This window comes from Pseudoalteromonas sp. T1lg76, from assembly GCF_002964725.1.
GTDB lineage: Bacteria > Pseudomonadota > Gammaproteobacteria > Enterobacterales > Alteromonadaceae > Pseudoalteromonas.
Genome location: NZ_PQCE01000005.1, coordinates 145,734 through 166,080 on the forward strand (window position 1 = coordinate 145,734; position 20,347 = coordinate 166,080).

16 protein-coding genes and 1 pseudogene are annotated in these 20,347 nt (G+C 50.6%); 4 read left to right on the plus strand and 13 right to left on the minus strand.

The window, feature by feature from the left end; translation table 11 throughout:
- Positions 1-19 precede the first annotated feature (19 nt).
- Positions 20-964 (minus strand): hypothetical protein, encoded by a 945-nt coding sequence (locus C2M35_RS01715; RefSeq protein WP_105264467.1) that lies wholly within the window; start codon positions 962-964, stop codon positions 20-22.
- Positions 965-1,001: 37 nt separating this feature from the next.
- Between C2M35_RS01715 and C2M35_RS01720 the strand changes: the two genes are divergently transcribed.
- Positions 1,002-1,481, plus strand: coding sequence for a YcxB family protein (locus C2M35_RS01720; RefSeq protein ID WP_105258567.1), 480 nt, complete (start codon positions 1,002-1,004; stop codon positions 1,479-1,481).
- A gap of 23 nt (positions 1,482-1,504) precedes the next feature.
- On the opposite strand, the gene csrA is transcribed toward C2M35_RS01720, so the two are convergent.
- From csrA to C2M35_RS01750, 6 genes are all read right to left on the minus strand, one after another.
- A complete protein-coding gene (csrA, locus tag C2M35_RS01725) occupies positions 1,505-1,699 on the minus strand; it encodes a carbon storage regulator CsrA (protein ID WP_105190613.1) in 195 nt (64 codons plus the stop codon).
- 92 nt (positions 1,700-1,791) lie between these two features.
- A complete protein-coding gene (locus C2M35_RS01730; protein ID WP_105200785.1) occupies positions 1,792-3,009 on the minus strand; it encodes an aspartate kinase in 1,218 nt (405 codons plus the stop codon).
- Positions 3,010-3,030: 21 nt separating this feature from the next.
- Entirely contained in the window at positions 3,031-5,631 is a 2,601-nt protein-coding gene (gene alaS, locus C2M35_RS01735; RefSeq protein WP_105264468.1) for an alanine--tRNA ligase, read from the minus strand.
- 10 nt (positions 5,632-5,641) lie between these two features.
- Positions 5,642-6,106 carry a regulatory protein RecX gene (locus tag C2M35_RS01740; RefSeq protein WP_105200786.1) on the minus strand — a complete coding sequence of 155 codons (465 nt, stop codon included), beginning with the start codon at positions 6,104-6,106 and terminating at the stop codon, positions 5,642-5,644.
- Entirely contained in the window at positions 6,106-6,927 is an 822-nt protein-coding gene (locus tag C2M35_RS01745; RefSeq protein WP_105200787.1) for a BPSS1780 family membrane protein, read from the minus strand. The genes C2M35_RS01740 and C2M35_RS01745 overlap by 1 nt, the downstream gene beginning before the upstream one ends.
- 30 nt (positions 6,928-6,957) lie before the next feature.
- Entirely contained in the window at positions 6,958-7,578 is a 621-nt protein-coding gene (locus tag C2M35_RS01750) for a GTP cyclohydrolase II (RefSeq protein ID WP_105200788.1), read from the minus strand.
- Positions 7,579-7,836: 258 nt separating this feature from the next.
- Between C2M35_RS01750 and C2M35_RS01755 the strand changes: the two genes are divergently transcribed.
- The gene (locus C2M35_RS01755) at positions 7,837-8,232 is read left to right on the plus strand and encodes a rhodanese-like domain-containing protein (RefSeq protein WP_158677891.1); all 396 of its coding nucleotides are present in this window, start codon (positions 7,837-7,839) and stop codon (positions 8,230-8,232) included.
- Here the strand turns inward: C2M35_RS01755 and C2M35_RS01760 are convergent.
- From C2M35_RS01760 to C2M35_RS01775, 4 genes are all read right to left on the minus strand, one after another.
- On the minus strand, positions 8,219-8,863 hold the full coding sequence (locus C2M35_RS01760; protein ID WP_105200790.1) for a 3'-5' exonuclease: 645 nt from the start codon (positions 8,861-8,863) through the stop codon (positions 8,219-8,221). The two genes, C2M35_RS01755 and C2M35_RS01760, sit on opposite strands and share 14 nt — an antisense overlap.
- A 2-nt stretch (positions 8,864-8,865) precedes the next feature.
- On the minus strand, positions 8,866-10,716 hold the full coding sequence (locus C2M35_RS01765) for a DUF294 nucleotidyltransferase-like domain-containing protein (protein WP_105200791.1): 1,851 nt from the start codon (positions 10,714-10,716) through the stop codon (positions 8,866-8,868).
- A 116-nt stretch (positions 10,717-10,832) separates the two neighbouring features.
- The gene (locus C2M35_RS01770) at positions 10,833-12,557 is read right to left on the minus strand and encodes a sodium:solute symporter family protein (RefSeq protein ID WP_105200792.1); all 1,725 of its coding nucleotides are present in this window, start codon (positions 12,555-12,557) and stop codon (positions 10,833-10,835) included.
- A gap of 11 nt (positions 12,558-12,568) precedes the next feature.
- Complete coding sequence (locus C2M35_RS01775; protein WP_105190622.1) at positions 12,569-12,832, minus strand: DUF4212 domain-containing protein; 264 nt, start codon at positions 12,830-12,832, stop codon at positions 12,569-12,571.
- Between the two features lie 331 nt (positions 12,833-13,163).
- Between C2M35_RS01775 and C2M35_RS01780 the strand changes: the two genes are divergently transcribed.
- Together C2M35_RS01780 and purU are read left to right on the plus strand one after the other, a co-directional pair.
- Positions 13,164-16,595: a PAS domain-containing hybrid sensor histidine kinase/response regulator gene (locus C2M35_RS01780; RefSeq protein WP_105264491.1), complete on the plus strand. Its 3,432-nt coding sequence runs from the start codon at positions 13,164-13,166 to the stop codon at positions 16,593-16,595.
- A 72-nt stretch (positions 16,596-16,667) separates the two neighbouring features.
- A complete protein-coding gene (gene purU, locus C2M35_RS01785) occupies positions 16,668-17,501 on the plus strand; it encodes a formyltetrahydrofolate deformylase (protein WP_105258569.1) in 834 nt (277 codons plus the stop codon).
- Between the two features lie 70 nt (positions 17,502-17,571).
- Here purU and C2M35_RS01790 read toward each other — a convergent pair.
- A pseudogene (locus tag C2M35_RS01790) lies at positions 17,572-18,224 on the minus strand (LuxR C-terminal-related transcriptional regulator).
- 92 nt (positions 18,225-18,316) lie between these two features.
- Positions 18,317-20,257 carry an acetate--CoA ligase gene (gene acs / locus C2M35_RS01795; protein WP_105264469.1) on the minus strand — a complete coding sequence of 647 codons (1,941 nt, stop codon included), beginning with the start codon at positions 20,255-20,257 and terminating at the stop codon, positions 18,317-18,319.
- Positions 20,258-20,347: the final 90 nt, after the last annotated feature.

Genomic DNA, 20,347 nt, shown 5'->3' on the forward strand with positions numbered 1-20,347 from the left:
CTTAAGCGCGGCTTTTTTATTACTCACACTTTGGAATAGCCTGACCAGGCTGAATCAGTGTACTGACCACAAAAGGTTTCGTCTGCGCGTCCTGCACCTGAACTTTGGCAACATCCAATACGCGAAAATCGCCAGGGGCATTGAGATGCCATAACCCGGACTTGCGCTGCGAGAAACAAAACTCAGAGGTATCGCCATGCACCAGCAAAATGGGAAATGCCACTTGCTCGGCCAGGGTATCCAGGTGCTGACGGTATAGCGCTAACGCATCACAGTTTTGCTGTAACTCTTGTGTGCAAGGTGCGCCATAGTTATTGGCGGCATAGATATCCGCCTGCATAAAGATCACCGCAGCGTTAACATCGCCTTCCAGCTCGGATGCGAGCCACTGCATATTGTATTTATCGCGGCGCTCGGCGGCGGCAATAGCGCTTTGTGGCGAGCTTTTTAATATTTGCGAGCGACCATTATTGGTGCCCACCACATGCAGGGTCAGGTACTGTACGCCATCAATGCGCCAGGCCTGATTTTCCACCTGCTCCTGCTGTCTTTGATAATCAGGCAGCGAAAGCTGGGATTGAGCAAAGTGTTTACGAATATAGGCAAGGCGCTCTAGCTCATCGAAACCGGGCTCCAGAGCCGGCCTGTCACAATCTGTCCAATCATTGTCGCCGGGCGTATAAACAAAGGGCGTAGGGGTTAATTGCGCCACCAGGTTATAATTTTTTTGCAGCAAGTCATTGGTGCAAGGCAGGGAGCCGGATTTTAAATCCCCTACATGGGCCACAAATAGGTGTGGGGTTTGCTGTATCGCTTGGTATAATCGCCCATCAGGGGCACTGAGCAGAGCCTCGTCGATGGGTGTATAAGGCATATCACCCAAGACTAAAAATTGCTGCGCTGCGGCGTGAGCCGAGCCGGCCAAGCTTATAAACAGTGCCGCCATAAAAAATAAAATACGCATAACATCCCTTACTTTGCAGTGGCTTAAGCGAGCGAATATGAACTACACCACCACTTACATCTTAGACAAAGACTACTTCCTCGAAAGCTACGAGCAATCGTTACCATTGAGCAATCGCAAACAGCCCAAATATGGTTTAATCCTGCTTTTGGTTGCCCTCGCCCTGTTTAGCATACTAAAGCTGCAAAACAACTATGTAGGCTATTTTTTATTTGCCTTGGCCTTGCTGGAGATGGTGGCGTATCGCTATCAAAAGGCCTGGTGGGTAGCCCGTCAACGCCTTTCTCGCGCCGCCGGTCATGAGGTTGAACTAAAAATCGATGAGCAAGGGATCAGCACCACGGCAAACGGTAATACCCGCACCTTGGCTTGGACCAATATCAGCAAGACTGTGAGCACAGAAAAAGGCCTAGTCTTGGTGACCAATAAGGGCTACCGCCATTATCTGAGTAACGCCATATTAAATGACCAAGTAAGGGAATTTATACTGGCTCAGAAAAAACAAAAGCCACTTTAAAAGTGGCTTAGTAATCAGCGGTATTATTCATTACCCGGATTCGATGAACCCGATTTTTCCGCTTGTATTCGCATATAAATTTCTTCACGGTGTACAGATACATCTTTAGGCGCATTCACACCAATACGTACCTGGTTACCCTTCACACCTAATACGGTAACCGTGACTTCGTCACCTATCATCAGGGTTTCGCCAACGCGACGAGTAAGAATTAGCATTCTCTTGCTCCCATTATTCCAAATTAGTCAAAAATTCCGTCAACGGCATTTTAATGAATAATTACTATAAAAGTAAGTAAAACTTTGCTTAATTATTCATCTGCCATGCCAAATTTTGCATGCAGTGCCCTTACTGCAAGCTCTAAATATTGCCGTTCGATCAGTACCGAAAGCTTTATCTCTCCAGAGCTTGCAATAAATACCTCGATATTCTCGTCAGCAAAAACTCGAAAGAACTGACTGCTTATCGATGCATTTGTTTTTATACCCACACCCACCAAAGAAAGCATGGCTAAATCGTCCCGAGTGGTGATATTTACGCCAGCTAATTGGTCGCTATTTGATAACGCAACTAGCGCTTCTCGCAACTCTAAGCTGGGTATACTTATAGCATAGTCTACTTTGCCAACTTTTTGATTAACTTGATTAATAACATCGACTTCTATGCCTTTATGGGCCAACAACTCTAGTATATTCGCCAAAGTTGCTGGATTTGCGTCACAATTATTAAGAAAAATGAGCGCTTGTTCCCTTTTAAAGGCAATACCCGACACATTTTGCTGTGGCATTGGCTCGTCCTCATCGCTTAAAACTAAAGTGCCCTGGTCGGGGTCAAAACTGGATAATACCCGCAACGGCACCCGATACTGAGCCGCTGCCTCAACGGCACGGATATGCAGCACCTTGGCCCCTAAGCTGGCCATCTCCAACATAGCTGGTACGCCAATGCTGGTGAGGCGTCGCGCTTTGGGTTCAACACGGGGATCGGTACTGTAGACACCATTAACGTCTGTGTAGATTTGACATTCTTCGGCGTTAAGCGCCCCGGCAATGGCCACCGCCGAGGTATCACTGCCGCCACGGCCTAGAGTGGTAATATTACCTTCGCTATCACGACCTTGAAAACCGGCGGCAATAACGATGCGACCATGCTGCAGCTCCTGACGCAGACGACGAGTGTCGATATCCAGTATGCGAGCTTTGGTAAAGAGGTTGTCGGTATTCATACCCAGCTGATCGCCGAGCAGGCTTACCGCCGGATAACCGCGGCGGATCAGCGCCATGGACAAGAGCGAGGCAGTTACCTGCTCGCCGGTGCTGACCAGCACATCGAGTTCTCGCGTACTGGGCCTGTCATCCACTTGACCGGCTAATGCCAACAAGCGGTTGGTTTCCCCGGACATGGCCGAGACCACAGCCACCACCTGATGACCAAGTTGCCGTTGGCGAATAATAATATCGGCGACCGCCTCAATCCGCTCAATAGAGCCAACCGAGGTGCCGCCGAATTTTTGGACTAAAAGCGCCACTGTGTTTAATACAGCCCGCTATTAACCGCGTTCGCTCACCCAGCCCTCAACACTGGCTAGGGCAGCGTCAAGGTGTTCTGGTTGTGTACCGCCGGCCTGAGCCATATCGGGACGACCACCACCTTTACCACCAACCTGAGCAGCCATATGGTTAACCAGTTCTCCAGCCTTAAATTGACCTGTCAGATCCTTGGTTACACCGGCGATCAAACTAACCTTATCGCCATCGGCAACACCCAGGGCGATAATGCCTGAACCCATTTTGTTTTTCAGATCATCAACCATGCCACGCAGGGCTTTGCTTTCTGTACCGGCCACATTGGCAATCAATACCTTAACGCCATTGATGTCTTTAGCGCCGTCTAGCAGCGAGGCACCAGCAGCGCTAGCAAGCTTGTCGTTAAGCTGAGCTACCTGCTTTTCCAAGCCTTTAGAGCGCTCTAACAGGCCTTGAACCTTATCCAGTACATTGCCGCTATCCGCTTTCAACAGTGCCGCGATTTGCGTTAGCTTCTCTTCTTGCGCCGCAATATGGTTTAGGGCGTCGGCACCGGTCACCGCTTCAATACGACGTACGCCCGCAGCGATACCCGCTTCGGAAACTATCTTGAATAAGCCGATATCACCGGTACGCTCCACGTGAGTACCGCCACACAGCTCAATTGAGTAGTCGCCGATACTAACAACACGCACTTCGTCATCATACTTTTCGCCAAACAGCGCCATGGCACCTTTTTCCTTGGCGGCATCTATGGCCATCAACTCGGTTTGCAGCGCAAAGTTATGACGAATTTCGTCATTCACTTTCTTTTCAACGCGCTGTAATTGCTCTGGCGTCACACCTTCAAAGTGCGAGAAGTCAAAGCGCAGGCGATCCGCTTGCACCAATGAACCTTTCTGGTTTACGTGCTCACCCAACTCCTGACGCAAAGCTTCATGGATAAGGTGAGTCGCAGTGTGGTTTTTCTTAATGCGGTCGCGACGCTCGGCATCGATGCGCGCATCCACCTTGTCGTTCACACCAATCTGCCCTACCACTTTACCGTGGTGAGCAAAGGCATTACCCAGTTTTTGCGTATCGGTAACGATAAACTGACCGTTGGCAGTAGCCAGCACACCTGTGTCGCCGACCTGACCACCAGACTCGGCATAGAAAGGGGTGCGGTTAAGGATCACTATCCCTTCTTCGCCATCGTTAAGCAGGCTGACCTTGTCACCGGCGGCAAACATTTCCACTACCGTGGCGCTGTGCTGCTGAGCATCATAGCCTTTAAATTCGGTCGACTTATCCGAGCGTAATTGATTGTTGTAGTCGGCGCCAAACTTGCCCGCTTGTTGGGCTTTTTTGCGCTGCACATCCATACATTCCTGGAAGCCCTTCTCGTCTATGGTCAAAAAGCGCTCACGGGCCACATCCGCGGTTAAGTCCGCTGGGAAACCATAGGTATCGTAAAGCTTAAAGACCACGTCACCCGGGATCACATCCCCTTCTAAGCTGCTTAAGTGCTCCTCAAGAATCGCCAGGCCACGCTCAAGCGTCTTACCAAACTGCTCTTCTTCGATGCGTAATACTTTCTCGATAATGCCCTGTTTCTGGGCCAGCTCAGGGTAAGCATCACCCATTTGTGCCACCAGCTCGGCCACTATCTTGTGGAAGAAGGTGCCCTTGGCGCCCAGCTTATTACCGTGGCGCACGGCGCGACGAATAATACGGCGTAATACATAACCACGACCTTCATTCGAAGGCATAACACCATCGAGTACCAAGAAGGCACATGAACGAATATGGTCGGCGATTACGCGCAGCGACTTGTCTTCCATATCCTGAGCATTAGTCACCTTAGCAGCTGAGCTGATCAGGGCCTGGAAAAGGTCGATTTCATAGTTTGAGTGCACGCCCTGTAAGATAGCGGCAATACGCTCAAGGCCCATGCCGGTATCGATAGATGGGTTCGGCAATGGCTCCATGGTACCGTCGGCGTGACGGTTAAATTGCATAAATACCAGGTTCCAGATCTCGATATAACGGTCGCCATCTTCTTCTGGCGTGCCCGGAGGACCACCCCAGACTTCCTCACCGTGATCATAGAAAATTTCTGAACAAGGACCACAAGGACCCGTATCGCCCATAGACCAGAAGTTATCTTTTGCACCTATGCGTGACACGCGGTCTTTAGGCACACCAATTTGGTTAATCCAAATATCGGCGGCTTCGTCATCTTCGGTGAAAACGGTCACCCACAGCTTTTCTTTCGGTAGTTGCAGCTCTTCGGTCAAAAACTTCCAGGCAAAGGCAATGGCCTGCTCTTTAAAGTAATCGCCAAAGCTGAAGTTACCCAGCATTTCAAAGAAGGTATGGTGACGGGCGGTATAACCTACGTTTTCCAGGTCATTGTGCTTACCACCGGCACGAACACAACGCTGAGCACTGGCGGCACGGGTATAAGGACGCTTTTCTGCGCCCAGGAACACGTCTTTAAAAGGCACCATACCGGCGTTGTTGAATAACAAGGTGGGGTCATTGCCCGGCACCAAAGAGGCCGAAGGCACCACCTGATGTTGGTGTTTGGCGAAATAATCTAAGAACTTCTGTCTTAGCTGTGCGGTCGTCAAATGCTGCATTGCGTTTTTCTCACTCGTCTGTCGCTTCACTTGCAAGTGCAAATTCTATTTGTTGGTAGTCAAAACCACGCGCCGTTAAGTAACGAATACGCTTGGCTTTTTCCTTATAATCTAGTTGTTTTCCCAGCGCCTTAAATTTACGCTGGTAGGCCTCTTGAGCCAGTTCGAACCAATCGACGTCCATTTCTGCCAAGGCTCCAGCCACCTGGTCTTTATCCAGACCCTTTTGCTGAGCATCGGCACAAATACGGCGCGGCCCGTGACGCTTATCTATTGCCCGGCGAATAAAGCTGGCGCAATAGCGGTTATCGTCCAAAAATCCCTGTTGCTCGCACCAATCTAACAGCTTGGTGGCAAACTCCTCTGGTACCTGACGTTGCTGCAATTTGCGCTGCAAATCCCTGCGGCTGTATTCCTGCCGCCCCAGTAACCAGAGCACATAATTCTTTTGTTTTTGCTGTTCGCGCTCATCCATTAAGCGTCAAACCGGCCATCGGAAGAATGTGACTCCTGTGGCTTCGCCGGCTCATTTTGAGCCCTATCCACTGCGCCCTTATCACCTTCATGCTGCTGTAATTGCGGCATAAATATCGCCTGAAAGGCGATGAATAAGCTAATGTAGCAAATCGGCATAACAACAAGAAGAGGAATAAGAGACAAAATCGCACAGACCAGCATCAGACCGGCGCCGATCAGGCCATAAACCGTCATCGCCGCCATATTACGGTAAAACGCCAGCAGGCTGGCCTTCATTACCGCCCACATTGACGTATGACCGCCAAAATAAACCAAGGGCACGGCAAAGGCAAAAGCACACAAATAAACGCTAAAGAGGACTAAAATCAGGGCTACCGCAGGGAAGGAGAAGCTTTGCGCTAACTCTTGCAACGCCACTTGCGGGTCGATATCCGGCTGGCTAAGCACAGCCACCGCATCGGCAAACAGCAAGCTGCTCACCATGCCTAACAGCAAGGCCGCGCCCATTTGGTAGAGACCAACACGAAACAGCAACATGCGTCTGCCCTGTTGGGAAAAAACATTCAGGATATCGGCAAAGGCAACCTTATGACCCTTTTGGCGGCGCAAGGCTGCCTGATAAAAACCCGCCAATAAAAATGGCGTGGCCAAGGCCGCCGGAATTTTTAGCAGCGGCAGGACAAAGCCCAGCATGCCCACAGCGGCAATAAACATATACATAAACATAAAAATAAACGGCTGGCGTTGGAAAATATCCAAACCTGCTTTATACCAGCGGGCTCCCGAGCTGGCCTTGTGCACGCGTATTTCTATCGACATGATGACTAATCTTCCTTTTGCGTATTGCGCTTATGATTTCTTAATTTTTTTAATATCCAGCATGTGTGCACCATGGGCTATTTTGGTTTCCAGGTACGCCTGATTACCGGTTTGCCCCACCTTGATATGCGCATGGGTACCAACGACGGCCTTAACCTCTATGCCATTGTTACGCAGGGCATCGAGCTTCTTCGGATTATTGGTCATCAGCTTGACCTGGCTAATGCCAAGCGCCTTAAGCATTAAAACAGCATCGGAGAAATCCCGCAGATCGTCGGCAAAGCCAAGATGATTGTTGGCTTCATAGGTGTTCATGCCCTGAGACTGCAACACATAGGCATCGAGCTTATTGTACAAACCAATGCCGCGACCCTCTTGGCGAAGATAAAGAAGCACCCCACCTTGCTCATGCATAAGCTCGATGCTTTCATTAAGTTGCTCACCGCAATCGCAGCGGCTGGAGTGAAATACATCGCCGGTCAGGCACTCTGAGTGCATACGGATCAGGGGCGTTTGTTGCTCATCCGCTTGGTTAAAAATTAAGGCAACATGTTCCTGACCATCTTTTAATCCACTAAAAGATACGATTTCCGCAGGAATATCACTTTTTTTGCCCACATTTAAATGGACCCTAGCTCTGACTTCGGCCACGACGACTCACTCTGTACAATAAACAATTGTAATAATATAACAAAGCCAACCTCAAAGATCAGCCTGCTTTACTTAGTAAATGGCGGCAATGATAGCACGAAACAAGTGGCCCTCGCGACGTGCAAACACACAATTCAGACCGACAAAAAGTTATGCTATGGTTATTGGCAGCCACAATGTTAAAACATGAAGCTGATGGTAATAGCAGTTGGTTGGGATAAACGGCGCTCAGGCGTTTTAGTAACAAGGGGAAGATCTATGATGAAAAACACCGGCGCGGCGCTTATCGCCGCAATCGCACTTTTTTGCTCGCCCTTAAGTATGGCACAAGGCGAAGCAACAGATATAGCCGCGCAGCAACTCTTGGTTGACCGCTTTAATGCCGAGCCAATGCAGTTATTGGACGTGCGTACCAGTGAAGAATATCAACAAGGGCATATCAAGGGGGCCGTTAACATCAGCCACAATGTGTTGGCGGAGCATGCCGCCGAGCTCGATAAAGAACGCCCCATAGTGGTTTATTGCCGCAGCGGCCGCCGCGCAGCCATGGCCATCAGTACCTTGCAAGAGCTTGGTTTTAAGCAAGTGTACCACCTTGAAGGCGATTGGCTGGGCTGGCAAAAGCAGCAATTGCCAGAGATTACCCAGCCGTGATCAAGGCGCTTAAAGGCACAGGTTCACGCTTACTGATCTGGTTGGCCTGAGCCAAAAACAGCTCAGCGGTAGCCAAGGCATCGCTGAGCGCATCATGGGACGTGTGCGCCATTAAGCCATAACGCGCTCGACAGGCTTCCAAGGACAAGGCATCAAAGGCAATATCCGAGCCCTGGCGTGCCAAGCGCCTTTGCTCAATTTTCAGGGTGTCTAAGGTGATTCGAGGTAACTGCACCTTGTGCTCTTTGCAGACCCGCTGCAAGAAACGGGTATCAAGCAAACTGTTGTGAAACACCAAAATACTGTCGGCACATACGGCACCAAAGCGCTCAAGTATTTGTGCCATGGGTAACCCCTCAAGCTGCAAGCGCTCGGCGGTAATACCGTGGTAAATAGGCGACTGCGCCAGCTCCAATACTCCCTGATGCAACAAATGACCACTTTGACTGAGCTTAATGCTTTGCTGCTCTATCACCACCCAGGCCAGCGACACCACCTCATGCTCCCTGGGGTTTAAACCGGTTAACTCCAGATCCACCACCACATACCTATGACTAGTCCAAGGCCGTGACAAGCCATGGGGATCGAACCCCAACTGCGACTTCACTTGCTGCCACCAGGAATAGGTCATGGTTACAGACTCCCGCGGGCAAATTTAAAGGTTGCCGCTTGCTGTGCCTGGCGCACCAGATAAAAGGCCTCTTTTAATTGATGCCGCTCCAGGGAAGTCAGGCCATCGGGGTTGATACAGTTGCTGGGCAGCGGCTCATTATCAAGCTGAGCGCGCAGGCGCAACTGGGTGAGGTAGCGCCAGCAATCCTTAAGATCAAAAATATCCTTTTTCGACAACCACTGGGTTTTGCTAAGCGCATCGAGGCGCTCCAAGGTACTGGCATGGCGAATATTGGCCTGCAGCGCATAGAGGCGAACAATATCATTGATGATCACTATGCCACGGCGTTTTAAATCTATGTATTTATGGCGCTCGGCATCTGCCTCGGTTTTAAGTTGATTAAACAGACCTATGGGCACCGAGTTTAGATTTAACTCACTGGCCAGGGCGCGGTAGAAGAACTGATCGGGTTTAAGCGCCGATAAGGCCTCGCTAAAGGTGGCGAACAAATCACTCGAGCCGCTGATAAAACGAATATCGAAGAAGATTTTGCAATTCAGCATGGCCTCCGGCGTCGGACTGGACAGCCAGCGGTCAAACTTATCAAGCCAGCCATCCAGACTCAGGCGGCAGGCTTCATTGCTGGCCATAATATTGCCTGGGCAACGCCTGATACCGCACACATCCAACTGCTGGCAAACAAACTCCCCCATGGCCTTAAAATACTCGCGCTGCTCTTCATCCAGACCATTGGGCAAGAGCAGGCCATTATCCTGGTCCGAGTGCAGGGTTTGCTCTTCGCGGGCCTGAGAGCCAAAGCAAATCCAGCTAAAGCGGGCCGGGGCATCGCCGTGGCGCTGCTGAAACAGCTGAATTAAACGTGTGGTCAAGGCATCGCTGATACCACTGAGTAACTTGCCAATCAAACTGATGTCATCAATATGATAGGCAAAACCCTCAAGTAGCTCGGGGACTTCCTGAGCATAACGTTTTAAGTCGGCAACCCCGCTGGCCTTGTAGATGCGACCAATCAATTGCACCGGGTCGCTTTTTTGCTGGCGTAGCAAGTCGGTAGAGGTGACCATGCCGAGCGGCTGATGCAGCTCGTTAAGCACCGGCAAGTGGTGAATATTGTGTTTGAGCATCAAGTGCATGGCCGAAAACACCCGGTTGTTTTCAAAAATAAACTTGGGTTCCACACTCATGATTTCGGCAATGCTGCTCTCTGGGTCCACGCCTTCGGCCAATACCCGCGAGCGTAAATCCCGGTCGGTAACCACACCAATTAAGCGAGCCTCCTGGCCCTCCCCCTGAGTCACCATAACGGAAGACACCCTATGCTCGCTCATGGTCTGCGCGCATTGACGAATACTGGCATCCGGGGTCAGAGTGATGGCCTGACGCGTCATCAACTGGGCAATTTTGCGCTCCGACCAACTATCACCATGGTGCTGATACTTAGACGACAAGAGTCGGTTTGAATGAGCACGCACAAAATATTGTTCAAACGCCTTATATTCGTGGCGCAGATAATCGAAGTCCGCTTGCGAGAGCATATAGACCAGGGCTTCACGCTTCACCTCGATGCGGTTTTTTATACTCTCGCCGCTAAGCAAGGAGGGATAACCAAAATAGTCGCCCCCGGTGAGGCGCGCAATAGGCTCGCCGTCGGCGGCCACCAGCTCAATAACACCGCTGCGAAGTAAAAATAACTTGGGATGGGCAGAATCCAGCCATTGATGCTGATTTTCCCGGGTGACATAAATTACTTCTAAATGATGGGTAAAATAATCGCAGGCAGAGTCTGGCAAGGCGTTAAATGGCGCCTGCTGGCTGACAAAGTCAAAAATATCCTGATGCTGGGCACTCATAGTCCACGTCCTAAACATGTGGTAACAAGACTAAATCTAGGACCTATTCAACAACAAAAAAAGCCCGACCTTGGTCTAAGGTCGGGCTTGTTATCTGCAAGTTAGGTTACTACACCTTAGTGCGAATGGGCCGTTGCAGAACCTTTAGGATTACGAATGCCCTCAACCATTTCTTTGATCTCATCCGGAGTTTCCGCAGTCATGCGTTGCACCACGGCAGCAACAAAGAAGTTGACCAGCATACCCACAAGGCCGATACCTTCAGGTGAGATACCAAATAGCCAATGCTCGACACTGTTTAGCTCTGGGCTAACAAACTTGAAGTAGATGATGTATGCGGCGGTGAAACCTATACCCGTTACCATACCGGCAATGGCACCTTCTTTGTTCATGCGTTTTGAGAAAATCCCCATAATAATGGCTGGGAAGAAACTCGCCGCCGCCAGACCGAAGGCAAAGGCCACCACAGAGGCCACAAAGCCAGGCGGGTTGATACCAAAGTAGGCTGAGATACCAATGGCTACCATGGCCGCCAAACGCGCCGCCAACAGCTCTTGCTTATCGTTGATATCCGGTTTCAAGGTACGTTTTAACAAATCGTGAGAAACCGAGGTAGAAATAACCAGTAACAGGCCTGCGGTTGTCGATAGCGCTGCGGCAATACCACCGGCGGCTACCAAAGCAATAACCCAGGCTGGCAGGTCGGCAATTTCAGGGTTCGCAAGTACCATGATATCGCGGTCAACCTTCACTTCATTGGCGCTGGCTGGATCATTAATGTCACCCGCCGAATAGTTCATACGACCATCTTCATTCTTGTCGTTGAAGGTGATAAGGCCGGTTCTTTCCCAGTTTTTAATCCACTGCGGTGCTTCTTCATACAAGGTACCGCTGCCGTCTTTACCATTGATGGTGTCGATCATGTTCACGCGAGCGAATGATGCAACCGCCGGAGCCGTGGTATAGACGATGGCAATAAAGACCAGGGTCCAAGCCGCCGAGATACGGGTATCACGAACGCGAGGTACAGTGAAGAAGCGTACGATTACATGAGGCAGACCTGCGGTACCCACCATTAGCGCGCCGGTAATGGCAAAGACATCAACCATACTCTTGGAGCCTTCGGTGTATTGGGCAAATCCGAGCTCGGTACTGAGACCGTCAAGCTTATCGAGCAAGTAGAGTCCGGAGCCGTCGGATAAGGTGCCGCCGAAACCGGTTTGTGGCAACAGGTGACCCGTCATCATCAAGGAAATAAAGATAGCAGGTACCAGGTAGGCAAATACCAGCACGCAGTACTGAGCAACCTGGGTGTAGGTAATGCCCTTCATGCCGCCAAGTACGGCGTAGAAGAATACGATCACCATGCCGATATATACACCGGTTTCAATGTCTACTTCCAGGAAGCGCGAGAATACTACGCCCACACCACGCATCTGACCGGCGATGTAGGTAAAGCAGATAAAGATGGCACAGAAAATAGCGACCACACGGGCTGCCTGTGAGTAGTAACGGTCACCGATAAAATCCGGCACCGTAAACTTGCCAAATTTACGCAAATAAGGTGCTAGGCACAGCGCCAGCAGTACATAACCACCGGTCCAACCCATAAGATATACACCGCCATCATAACCGGCAAAGGAGATGATCCCCGCCATGGAAATAAACGAGGCTGCACTCATCCAGTCTGCGGCCGTAGCCATACCATTGGCTAAGGGTGGTACGCCACCACCGGCAACATAGAATTCATTGGTTGAGCCGGCACGCGCCCAAATGGCGATACCTATATAGAGCGCAAAGCTCAGGCCAACAATTAAAAAGGTAAGTCCTTGAACATCCATCATTTTGCTCCTTATTCGTCTACGCCGTATTTCTTATCTAACGCATTCATTTTGTATGCGTAGACAAAAATAAGAGCTACAAAGGTGTAAATTGCGCCTTGTTGTGAAAACCAAAAGCCCAGTTTAAACCCAAAGAATCGTACTTCGTTGAGTACGTCGACTAACAAAATGCCAAAGCCAAAAGAAACGACAAACCACACCACCAGTAATTTAAATACTAGGCTGAGGTTTTCACTCCAATAGGCCTTCGCATGTTCTGCATCTTTAAAAGCCATTTTGTATCCCCTTTACATCACACCCAAAGGCATGAACGGTTGTTATCATCACTTTTGAATCTAGCAATGCTTGGCCAAGAGGAAATTCAGACCTTAGTCGTAACAAAAAGTTAACCTTTAATGGGAGAGAAGAACAAAATAAAAAATAACTAATAAAAACATATAGATAATGAATTTTTTAGCTATTAAGGAAATGGTTGGCACGGCATTTTTTGGCATTTATACATTAGTCTAATAACCCTTAGTCGCATGCTAGTGCGCGACAAAAGCACTGCTATTCGCCATGGGCTTTTGCTATGGTAGAGGTACTTATAAAAATAACCCTTACACCATGACCTTAGCTTTAATTCTTGTATCTCTGGCCTATATCTCCGTGTTGTTTTGGTTAGCCAACTGGGGCGACAAAACCACACCCTGGGCCAAGTACATCAGCCATCACCCCTTTGTGTATGCCTTGGCGATCGGGATCTACTGTACCTCCTGGACCTACTACGGCTCGGTGGGCACAGCCGCCAGTGATGGTTGGCACTACTTGCCAATTTTGCTCGGGCCCATTTTATTGTTTGTCTTCTTTCAGGGCTTCCTGCGCAAACTCGTCTTGGTAAGTAAAAAGCAAAATATCACCACCATTGCCGACTTTATCTCGGCGCGCTACGGCAAACGGCAACTGACGGCGATTTTAGTGACCTTTATCGCCCTGATGGCCACCATTCCCTATATCGCCCTACAGCTTAAGGCGCTCTCCAGCAGCTTTATCTTATTATCGGGAGATTCCAAGATCTCAGGCCCTGTGCTGGCTCTGGGCGGAGCCCTGATCATGGCGGTGTTCGCCATCTTCTTCGGAACCCGCAAGGTGGATGTGACCGAGTACCGCTCCGGTTTGATGCTGGCGGTGGCTTTTGAATCCCTGGTAAAGCTTATTGCCCTGGTCTTTGTCGCCGGTCTCGCTTTATATACCTTTTACAGCCTCCCCCAGAGCGTTTCACTCGATAGCGTATGGCAACACTGGCGGAACTCCCAGGTACTGAGTTTTGGCTTTATCGGCCAGACCCTGATGGCGGCGGCGGCCATCATTTGCTTGCCACGCCAGTTTCATGTCACCGTGGTTGATAACCAGGATATCCGCCATCTGCGCACGGCACGCTGGGCCTTCCCCCTGTATTTACTACTTATTGCGCTGATGATTATTCCCATCGCCAGCGCCGCCATAATGCCGGAAATTGGCCATGGCCATAGCGCCGACAGCTTTGTATTGGCACTGCCGCTGAGCAGCGGTCACAGTGTTTTGACTACCTTTGTTTTTATCGGCGGCCTGTCAGCGGCCACCGCCATGATAGTGGTAGCGACCCTGACCCTGAGCACCATGATCTCCAATGACGTGGTACTGCCGCTGTTACTGAAACGTAAGTTCCGCCGCAGCCATATCAACACCAGCTATCGCTCGCGTATCTTACTGGTGCGACGCTTTACCATAGGCGCCATATTGCTGCTGTCTTATCTCTATCAGCAGTTTTTTGGTCATGGTGAAACCCTGGCCTCCATGGGCTTGGTGGCATTTTCTTTAGTCACCCAGTTACTGCCGGCAATAGTCGGCGGCCTGTATTGGCGTAAGGGCCATGCCTATGGCGTGTATGCGGGCCTGACCGCCGGTGTAGTCTGTTGGACCCTGTTCCTGCTCATCCCTATTCTGAGCGCCACCACGGCACTCGACAGCGGTGCCCAGCAAAATCTAATTACCCAGGGCACCCTCATCGCCCTGTTTGCCAATATCTGCTGCTATATCAGCTTCTCTTTAGGGGCTCAGGAGCGCCTTATCGACCGCATTCAGGCCGCCGCCTTTGTTAATCCCATGGAGCAACTGAACTTTGCCAAGCGTCTGAATAAGAACGTTGATGCCACTGTGTATGACTTTAAAGTGCTGCTGCAAACCTTCCTCGGCGCCCAGCGTAGTACCCAGGTGCTGGCTCATTACAGCCTGAGCGAAGATATAGACGACAACAATGCCCAACCAAGCAATGAATTTATCGCCTATTGCGAGCGCGCCCTGACCGGGGTGCTTGGCGCCTCCTCGGCACAAGCCTTGATACAAACCGTGGCCAGTGGCAAACGCCTGGCCTTTGAAGAAGTGGTCAACTTTTTCGACGAAACCACGCAGGCGCTGCGTTTTAACCAGAACCTCTTGTTTACCTCGTTAGAAAATCTGAGCCAAGGTATTTCCGTCGTCGATAAGGACCTTAATCTGGTGGCCTGGAACAAGCGCTACGCGCAGATGTTTGGCTACCCCGACGGCTTCTTACAGCAAGGTCAGCCCATAGAAGAGGTGATCCGCTATAACGCCATGCGCGGTGAATGCGGCCCCGGCGAAATTGAACAGCATGTGGAAAAACGGGTGCGACACCTGCGTAACGGCACCCCCCATCACTTTATTCGTCATCGCCGCAATGCCCAGGTGTTTGAGATGATTGGTAACCCGCTGCCGGACGGCGGCTTTGTGACCAGTTTTTCCGATATTACCGCACACATGGAAACGCAAAACGCCCTGGAAGAGATCAACATGGATCTGGAAAACCGCATCGAGGCACGGACCCAGGAAGTACGCGCCATGAACCAGGATCTTAAGGCGCAAATCGCCAGCAGGGAGCAAATCGAGCAGGCATTGAAGGCGGCAAAACTAGAAGCGGAACATGCCAACGACAGTAAAACCCGCTTCCTCGCCCTGGCCAGCCACGATATTCTTCAGCCTCTCAATGCCGCACGCCTGTATCTGGCGTCCATGGACGAGCAGGAGCTAAGCGCCCACAACGCCAATAGCCTGGCCAAGCTCGGTGACAGTCTGGACAGTACAGTGCACCTGATGTCGGCCCTGCTCGATATTGCCAAGCTCGACCAAGGCGCCATGTCGCCCACGCCGCGCCACTTTCATATCGACGATATTCTTACGCCCCTGGTCAATGAATACGCCATTTTATGCGCCGACAAGGGCCTGAAACTGACCCTGCGTTCGAGCAATGAGGTGGTCCACAGCGATACCACCTATCTGCGCCGCATCATTCAGAATCTGGTTTCCAACGCGGTGAAATACACCCCTAGCGGCAAGGTGCTGGTTGCCTGTCGCCGCCGTAAACACCATCTCAGCATAGAGGTGTGGGATACGGGTCTGGGCATTTCAGATCATGAACAGAAAAAAATATTCGATGATTTCTATCGCGTTGAGTCCGGCGACAACAAGGGTGTCGGCCTTGGGCTTGGGGTGGTAAAACGCATGGCCGAGCTGCTTTCCCATCCCCTGACCATGCGCTCACAATTCGGTAAGGGCAGTTGCTTTAAGGTAGAAGTGCCCTACGGCTCGCTGGCTCGAATTCAAGGTTCAAGTATTCCGGCAACCACAGCTGCGGCTCAATCTCATTATGATGTACTGGTGGTCGATGATGAGGCCGCCAATATAGAAGCCATGCGTCATCTACTGAACAAATGGGGCGCACGCTGTCATGGTTGCCAAGGGGCTGAGCAAGCGCTGGCTGTGGTCGAGAGCGACACCAATATCGATATTATCTTTATGGATTATCAGCTTGGTGAGGGCGATGATGGCCTGGCTCTGATAGCCAAGATCCGAGCCCTGAGAGGCAAAGAGATACCCGCTATTTTGATCACTGCGGTGCGCGACGACCAGTTAAAACTGGCGGCAAAAAATGCCGGTGTGCATTATCTCTCCAAGCCGGTTAAGCCCGCTAAACTAAAGGCCCTGCTAAATCATTCCTTATAAAAAAGCACAATTGCCATTATCGTGAAACCCTGAGCATAATGGCAATTCGTGTAACACAAACAGGAATGAGGAATGAAAAAGGTTTTACTGGCGCAGTGCCCGGACCAAGAAGGTCTAATCGCCAAGATCACCGGCCTGTGCTTTGAGCATGGTCTCAATATCACCCGCAACAATGAGTTTGTCGACAAGGCCCATGGCCGCTTTTTTATGCGCACCGAACTCGATGGCGATTTTAGCAATATCGACCTGGAGGCTCAGCTACAAGCAATTTTACCGAGTAACTCCACACTGTCGCTCCATGGCGACGAGCCGGTTAAGGTGGTCTTGTTGGCGACCAAGGAAGCCCATTGCCTTGGCGGGGTATTATTAAAGTGTTTTGAGCAGGCCTTGAATATTCAGGTGCTGGCGGTGATCGCCAATTACCCGGACTTACAACCCCTGGCACAGGGCTTTCATGTGCCCTTTCACTGCATCAGCCATGAAGGCTTAAGTCGCAGTGAGCATGACCGCCTGGTGGCAGATAAAATTGCCGAATACAATCCGGATTTGATTGGCCTGGCCAAGTATATGCGCATTTTAAGCCCGGAATTTGTTGCCCGTTTTGCCGGGCGCATTATTAATATTCACCACTCCTTCCTGCCCGCCTTTATTGGTGCCAGGCCCTATCACCAGGCCTTTGAGCGCGGTGTTAAGATCATCGGCGCGACCGCCCACTTTGTGAATAATGAGCTCGACGAAGGACCGATTATTTTGCAGCAGGTAACGAATGTCACCCATGCGGACAGCGCCGAAAGCATGGCGAAAAAAGGACGGGATGTGGAAAAGCTGGTGTTTTGTAAAGCCCTGGAGCTGGCCGCCGAGCATAAGCTCTTTGTTAATGACAACCGCACCGTGGTTTTTGACTAGAGCGGTTTTTGATTAGATCAGTGTTTGCTGGCAAGGCACTCCTAGCCTTGCCTGTTAGCCTTATTTTTCTTTATTGTTGGCTTTCCATGGCCTCAAGCTGCAACTTGGAGGCAATAAGTACCGCCTGAGTGCGGTTATACACCCCGAGTTTACGGAAGATGGCGGTAATATGCGCCTTCACCGTGGCTTCGGAAATATTCAGCTCATAGGCGATTTGCTTATTGAGCAAACCTTCGTGTAAATAACTTAAAACTCTATACTGCTGTGGCGTTAATGATGCAACCTGGGCCGCAAGCTGCTTGTCTTCACCACTTATGGCTTCCACCTTGTCTTTGATATCAGCAGGCAACCACACCTCACCTTCGAGGATTTCATTGATGGCGTCGGCGATTTCCTGAGCCGATGACGACTTGGGAATAAAGCCCATGGCGCCATAACCCATGACCTTAGACACTACCTGCAAGTCCTCACTGCCAGAGACCACGGCTATGGGTAAATCGGGATAATCTTCACGAATACGGATAAGGCCGTACAAGTCGCCATTGCCCGGCATATGCAAATCAGCAGCAAGATATCCAGGTCGTCATGCTTATCAAGCACCGCCAAGGTAGTGTCGAAGGTATCCGACTCTAACACTTCCAAGGGCTCAAATTGCTTGGTCAGCGCGCCTTTCAGGGCTTCTCTAAATAATGGGTGATCGTCCGCTATTAAAAACTGACTCATGCTGCGCTCCTAAAAAAAATCGGCCATTACCTAAGGTAATAGCCGATAGTCTACGTTTAGAATCATTCTTTAATCAAGCTCTTAACGATTAATTAACGATTCAAGCGGTTTTCAATAAGCTCATCAACCACACTTGGATCGGCCAGAGTTGAGGTATCTCCCAGCTGCTGGTGCTCATTTGCGGCGATCTTACGTAAAATACGGCGCATAATCTTACCCGAGCGCGTTTTCGGCAGACCCGGCGACCATTGGATCATATCCGGCGAGGCAATAGGGCTAAGCTCTTTACGAACCCAATTCCGCACCTCTTTGGTCAGCTCGTCGCTCACCACCACACCCTCGTTAGGGGTGATATACACATAAATACCCTGGCCTTTGATATCGTGCGGATAGCCCACCACAGCCGCTTCGGCCACGGCCTCATGGGCAACCAGTGCACTTTCAATTTCCGCCGTACCTAGGCGGTGGCCAGACACGTTCAGTACATCGTCAACACGACCTGTGATCCAGTAATAACCGTCTTCATCGCGGCGACAACCGTCACCGGTAAAGTACACTCCCGGATAAGTAGAGAAATAAGTTTGCTCAAAGCGCTCATGGTCGCCATATACGGTACGTGCCTGCGACGGCCAGCTATCAAGAATAACCAGGTTACCATCCACGGCTCCCTCAAGGGTATTGCCTTCGGCGTCAAATAGCGCCGGGGCGATACCAAAGAAAGGTCTGGTTGCCGAGCCCGGCTTCATATCGGTAGCGCCCGGCAATGGCGTGATCATGATGCCGCCGGTTTCCGTTTGCCACCAGGTATCGACGATAGGACACTGGTTGTTACCAATACGCTCATAATACCAGGCCCAGGCTTCGGGGTTGATTGGCTCACCCACAGAGCCCAATACACGCAAACTGGTGCGCGTTGAGCTGGCGGTAGGCTCGTCGCCCTTAGCCATAAGCGCACGAATGGCCGTCGGTGCGGTATATAAAATAGTAACCTGATGTTTATCGACGATTTCACCCATGCGGCCAGCACTTGGGTAAGTAGGCACGCCTTCAAAAATAACCTGAGTACAACCATTCACCATAGGGCCGTAGGCAATATAGCTGTGACCTGTGATCCAACCCACATCGGCGCTACACCAGTAGATATCATCCTCATGCAGGTCGAACACATATTCGTGCGTCATGGAGCTGTAAACCAGGTAACCACCTGTGCTGTGTACAACACCTTTAGGTTGACCCGTCGAGCCCGAGGTATAAAGGATAAAGAGCGGGTCTTCGGCATTCATCACTTCCGGCTCGCATGTGCTTGGTAAGTCTGCAACCAGGTCATGCCACCAGACATCAACATCATTCCACTGCACCTCACCACCGGTCAGCTGATGCACAATCACATGCTCTACCGTAGTGACGCCGGCTTGGCTCACCGCTTCATCAACATTGGCTTTAAGCGGAACACAATTGCCGCCGCGGCGACCTTCGTCGGAAGTGATCACTACCTTGGCGCCACTGTCTTTAATACGATCGGCAATGGCCGAAGGTGAGAAGCCACCAAACACCACGGAATGCACCGCACCAATGCGGGCACAGGCCTGCATGGCGTAGACTGCTTGTGGTGTCATCGGCATATAGATGGCAACGCGGTCGCCCTTTTGTACGCCGAGCTTGCGCAGGCCATTGGCCAGTTTACACACCTCGTCATGAACTTGTTGATAGCTGATGTGCTCGCTTTGGCTAGGGTCATCCCCTTCCCAAATCAGCGCGGTTTTATCGGCTTTATCTTTTAGATGGCGGTCAATACAGTTGTAAGAAGCGTTTAGTTGCCCGTCTTCAAACCATTTGATGCTGATATGGCCTTTATCGAAAGAGGTATTTTTAACTTTTGAGTAAGGGGTGATCCAATCTAGACGCTGGCCGTGCTCGGCCCAAAATGCTTCTGGGTCGTCGATGGATTGCTGATACATAGCTTGGTATTTTTCGTTATCGACTAATGCGTTGTTTTTGATGTTTTCAAAAACCGGATAAATGCTCTGTGACATAACCGTCTCCATATTTTTTGTTGCCTTTAGGCCTGCCCACAGCATTACCCAGGGCCACGTCTTGCAGTATTAGACCTTAGTATAAAATCT

What these genes read in the sequence shown, in the direction of transcription:
- C2M35_RS01715 (WP_105264467.1), bottom strand. Translation starts at nt 964, where the DNA reads ATGCGTATTTTATTTTTTATGGCGGCACTGTTTATAAGCTTGGCCGGC.
- C2M35_RS01720 (WP_105258567.1), top strand. Translation starts at nt 1,002, where the DNA reads ATGAACTACACCACCACTTACATCTTAGACAAAGACTACTTCCTCGAA.
- csrA (WP_105190613.1), bottom strand. Translation starts at nt 1,699, where the DNA reads ATGCTAATTCTTACTCGTCGCGTTGGCGAAACCCTGATGATAGGTGAC.
- alaS (WP_105264468.1), bottom strand. Translation starts at nt 5,631, where the DNA reads ATGCAGCATTTGACGACCGCACAGCTAAGACAGAAGTTCTTAGATTAT.
- C2M35_RS01740 (WP_105200786.1), bottom strand. Translation starts at nt 6,106, where the DNA reads ATGGATGAGCGCGAACAGCAAAAACAAAAGAATTATGTGCTCTGGTTA.
- C2M35_RS01745 (WP_105200787.1), bottom strand. Translation starts at nt 6,927, where the DNA reads ATGTCGATAGAAATACGCGTGCACAAGGCCAGCTCGGGAGCCCGCTGG.
- C2M35_RS01755 (WP_158677891.1), top strand. Translation starts at nt 7,837, where the DNA reads ATGATGAAAAACACCGGCGCGGCGCTTATCGCCGCAATCGCACTTTTT.
- C2M35_RS01760 (WP_105200790.1), bottom strand. Translation starts at nt 8,863, where the DNA reads ATGACCTATTCCTGGTGGCAGCAAGTGAAGTCGCAGTTGGGGTTCGAT.
- C2M35_RS01765 (WP_105200791.1), bottom strand. Translation starts at nt 10,716, where the DNA reads ATGAGTGCCCAGCATCAGGATATTTTTGACTTTGTCAGCCAGCAGGCG.
- C2M35_RS01770 (WP_105200792.1), bottom strand. Translation starts at nt 12,557, where the DNA reads ATGGATGTTCAAGGACTTACCTTTTTAATTGTTGGCCTGAGCTTTGCG.
- C2M35_RS01775 (WP_105190622.1), bottom strand. Translation starts at nt 12,832, where the DNA reads ATGGCTTTTAAAGATGCAGAACATGCGAAGGCCTATTGGAGTGAAAAC.
- C2M35_RS01780 (WP_105264491.1), top strand. Translation starts at nt 13,164, where the DNA reads ATGACCTTAGCTTTAATTCTTGTATCTCTGGCCTATATCTCCGTGTTG.
- purU (WP_105258569.1), top strand. Translation starts at nt 16,668, where the DNA reads ATGAAAAAGGTTTTACTGGCGCAGTGCCCGGACCAAGAAGGTCTAATC.
- acs (WP_105264469.1), bottom strand. Translation starts at nt 20,257, where the DNA reads ATGTCACAGAGCATTTATCCGGTTTTTGAAAACATCAAAAACAACGCA.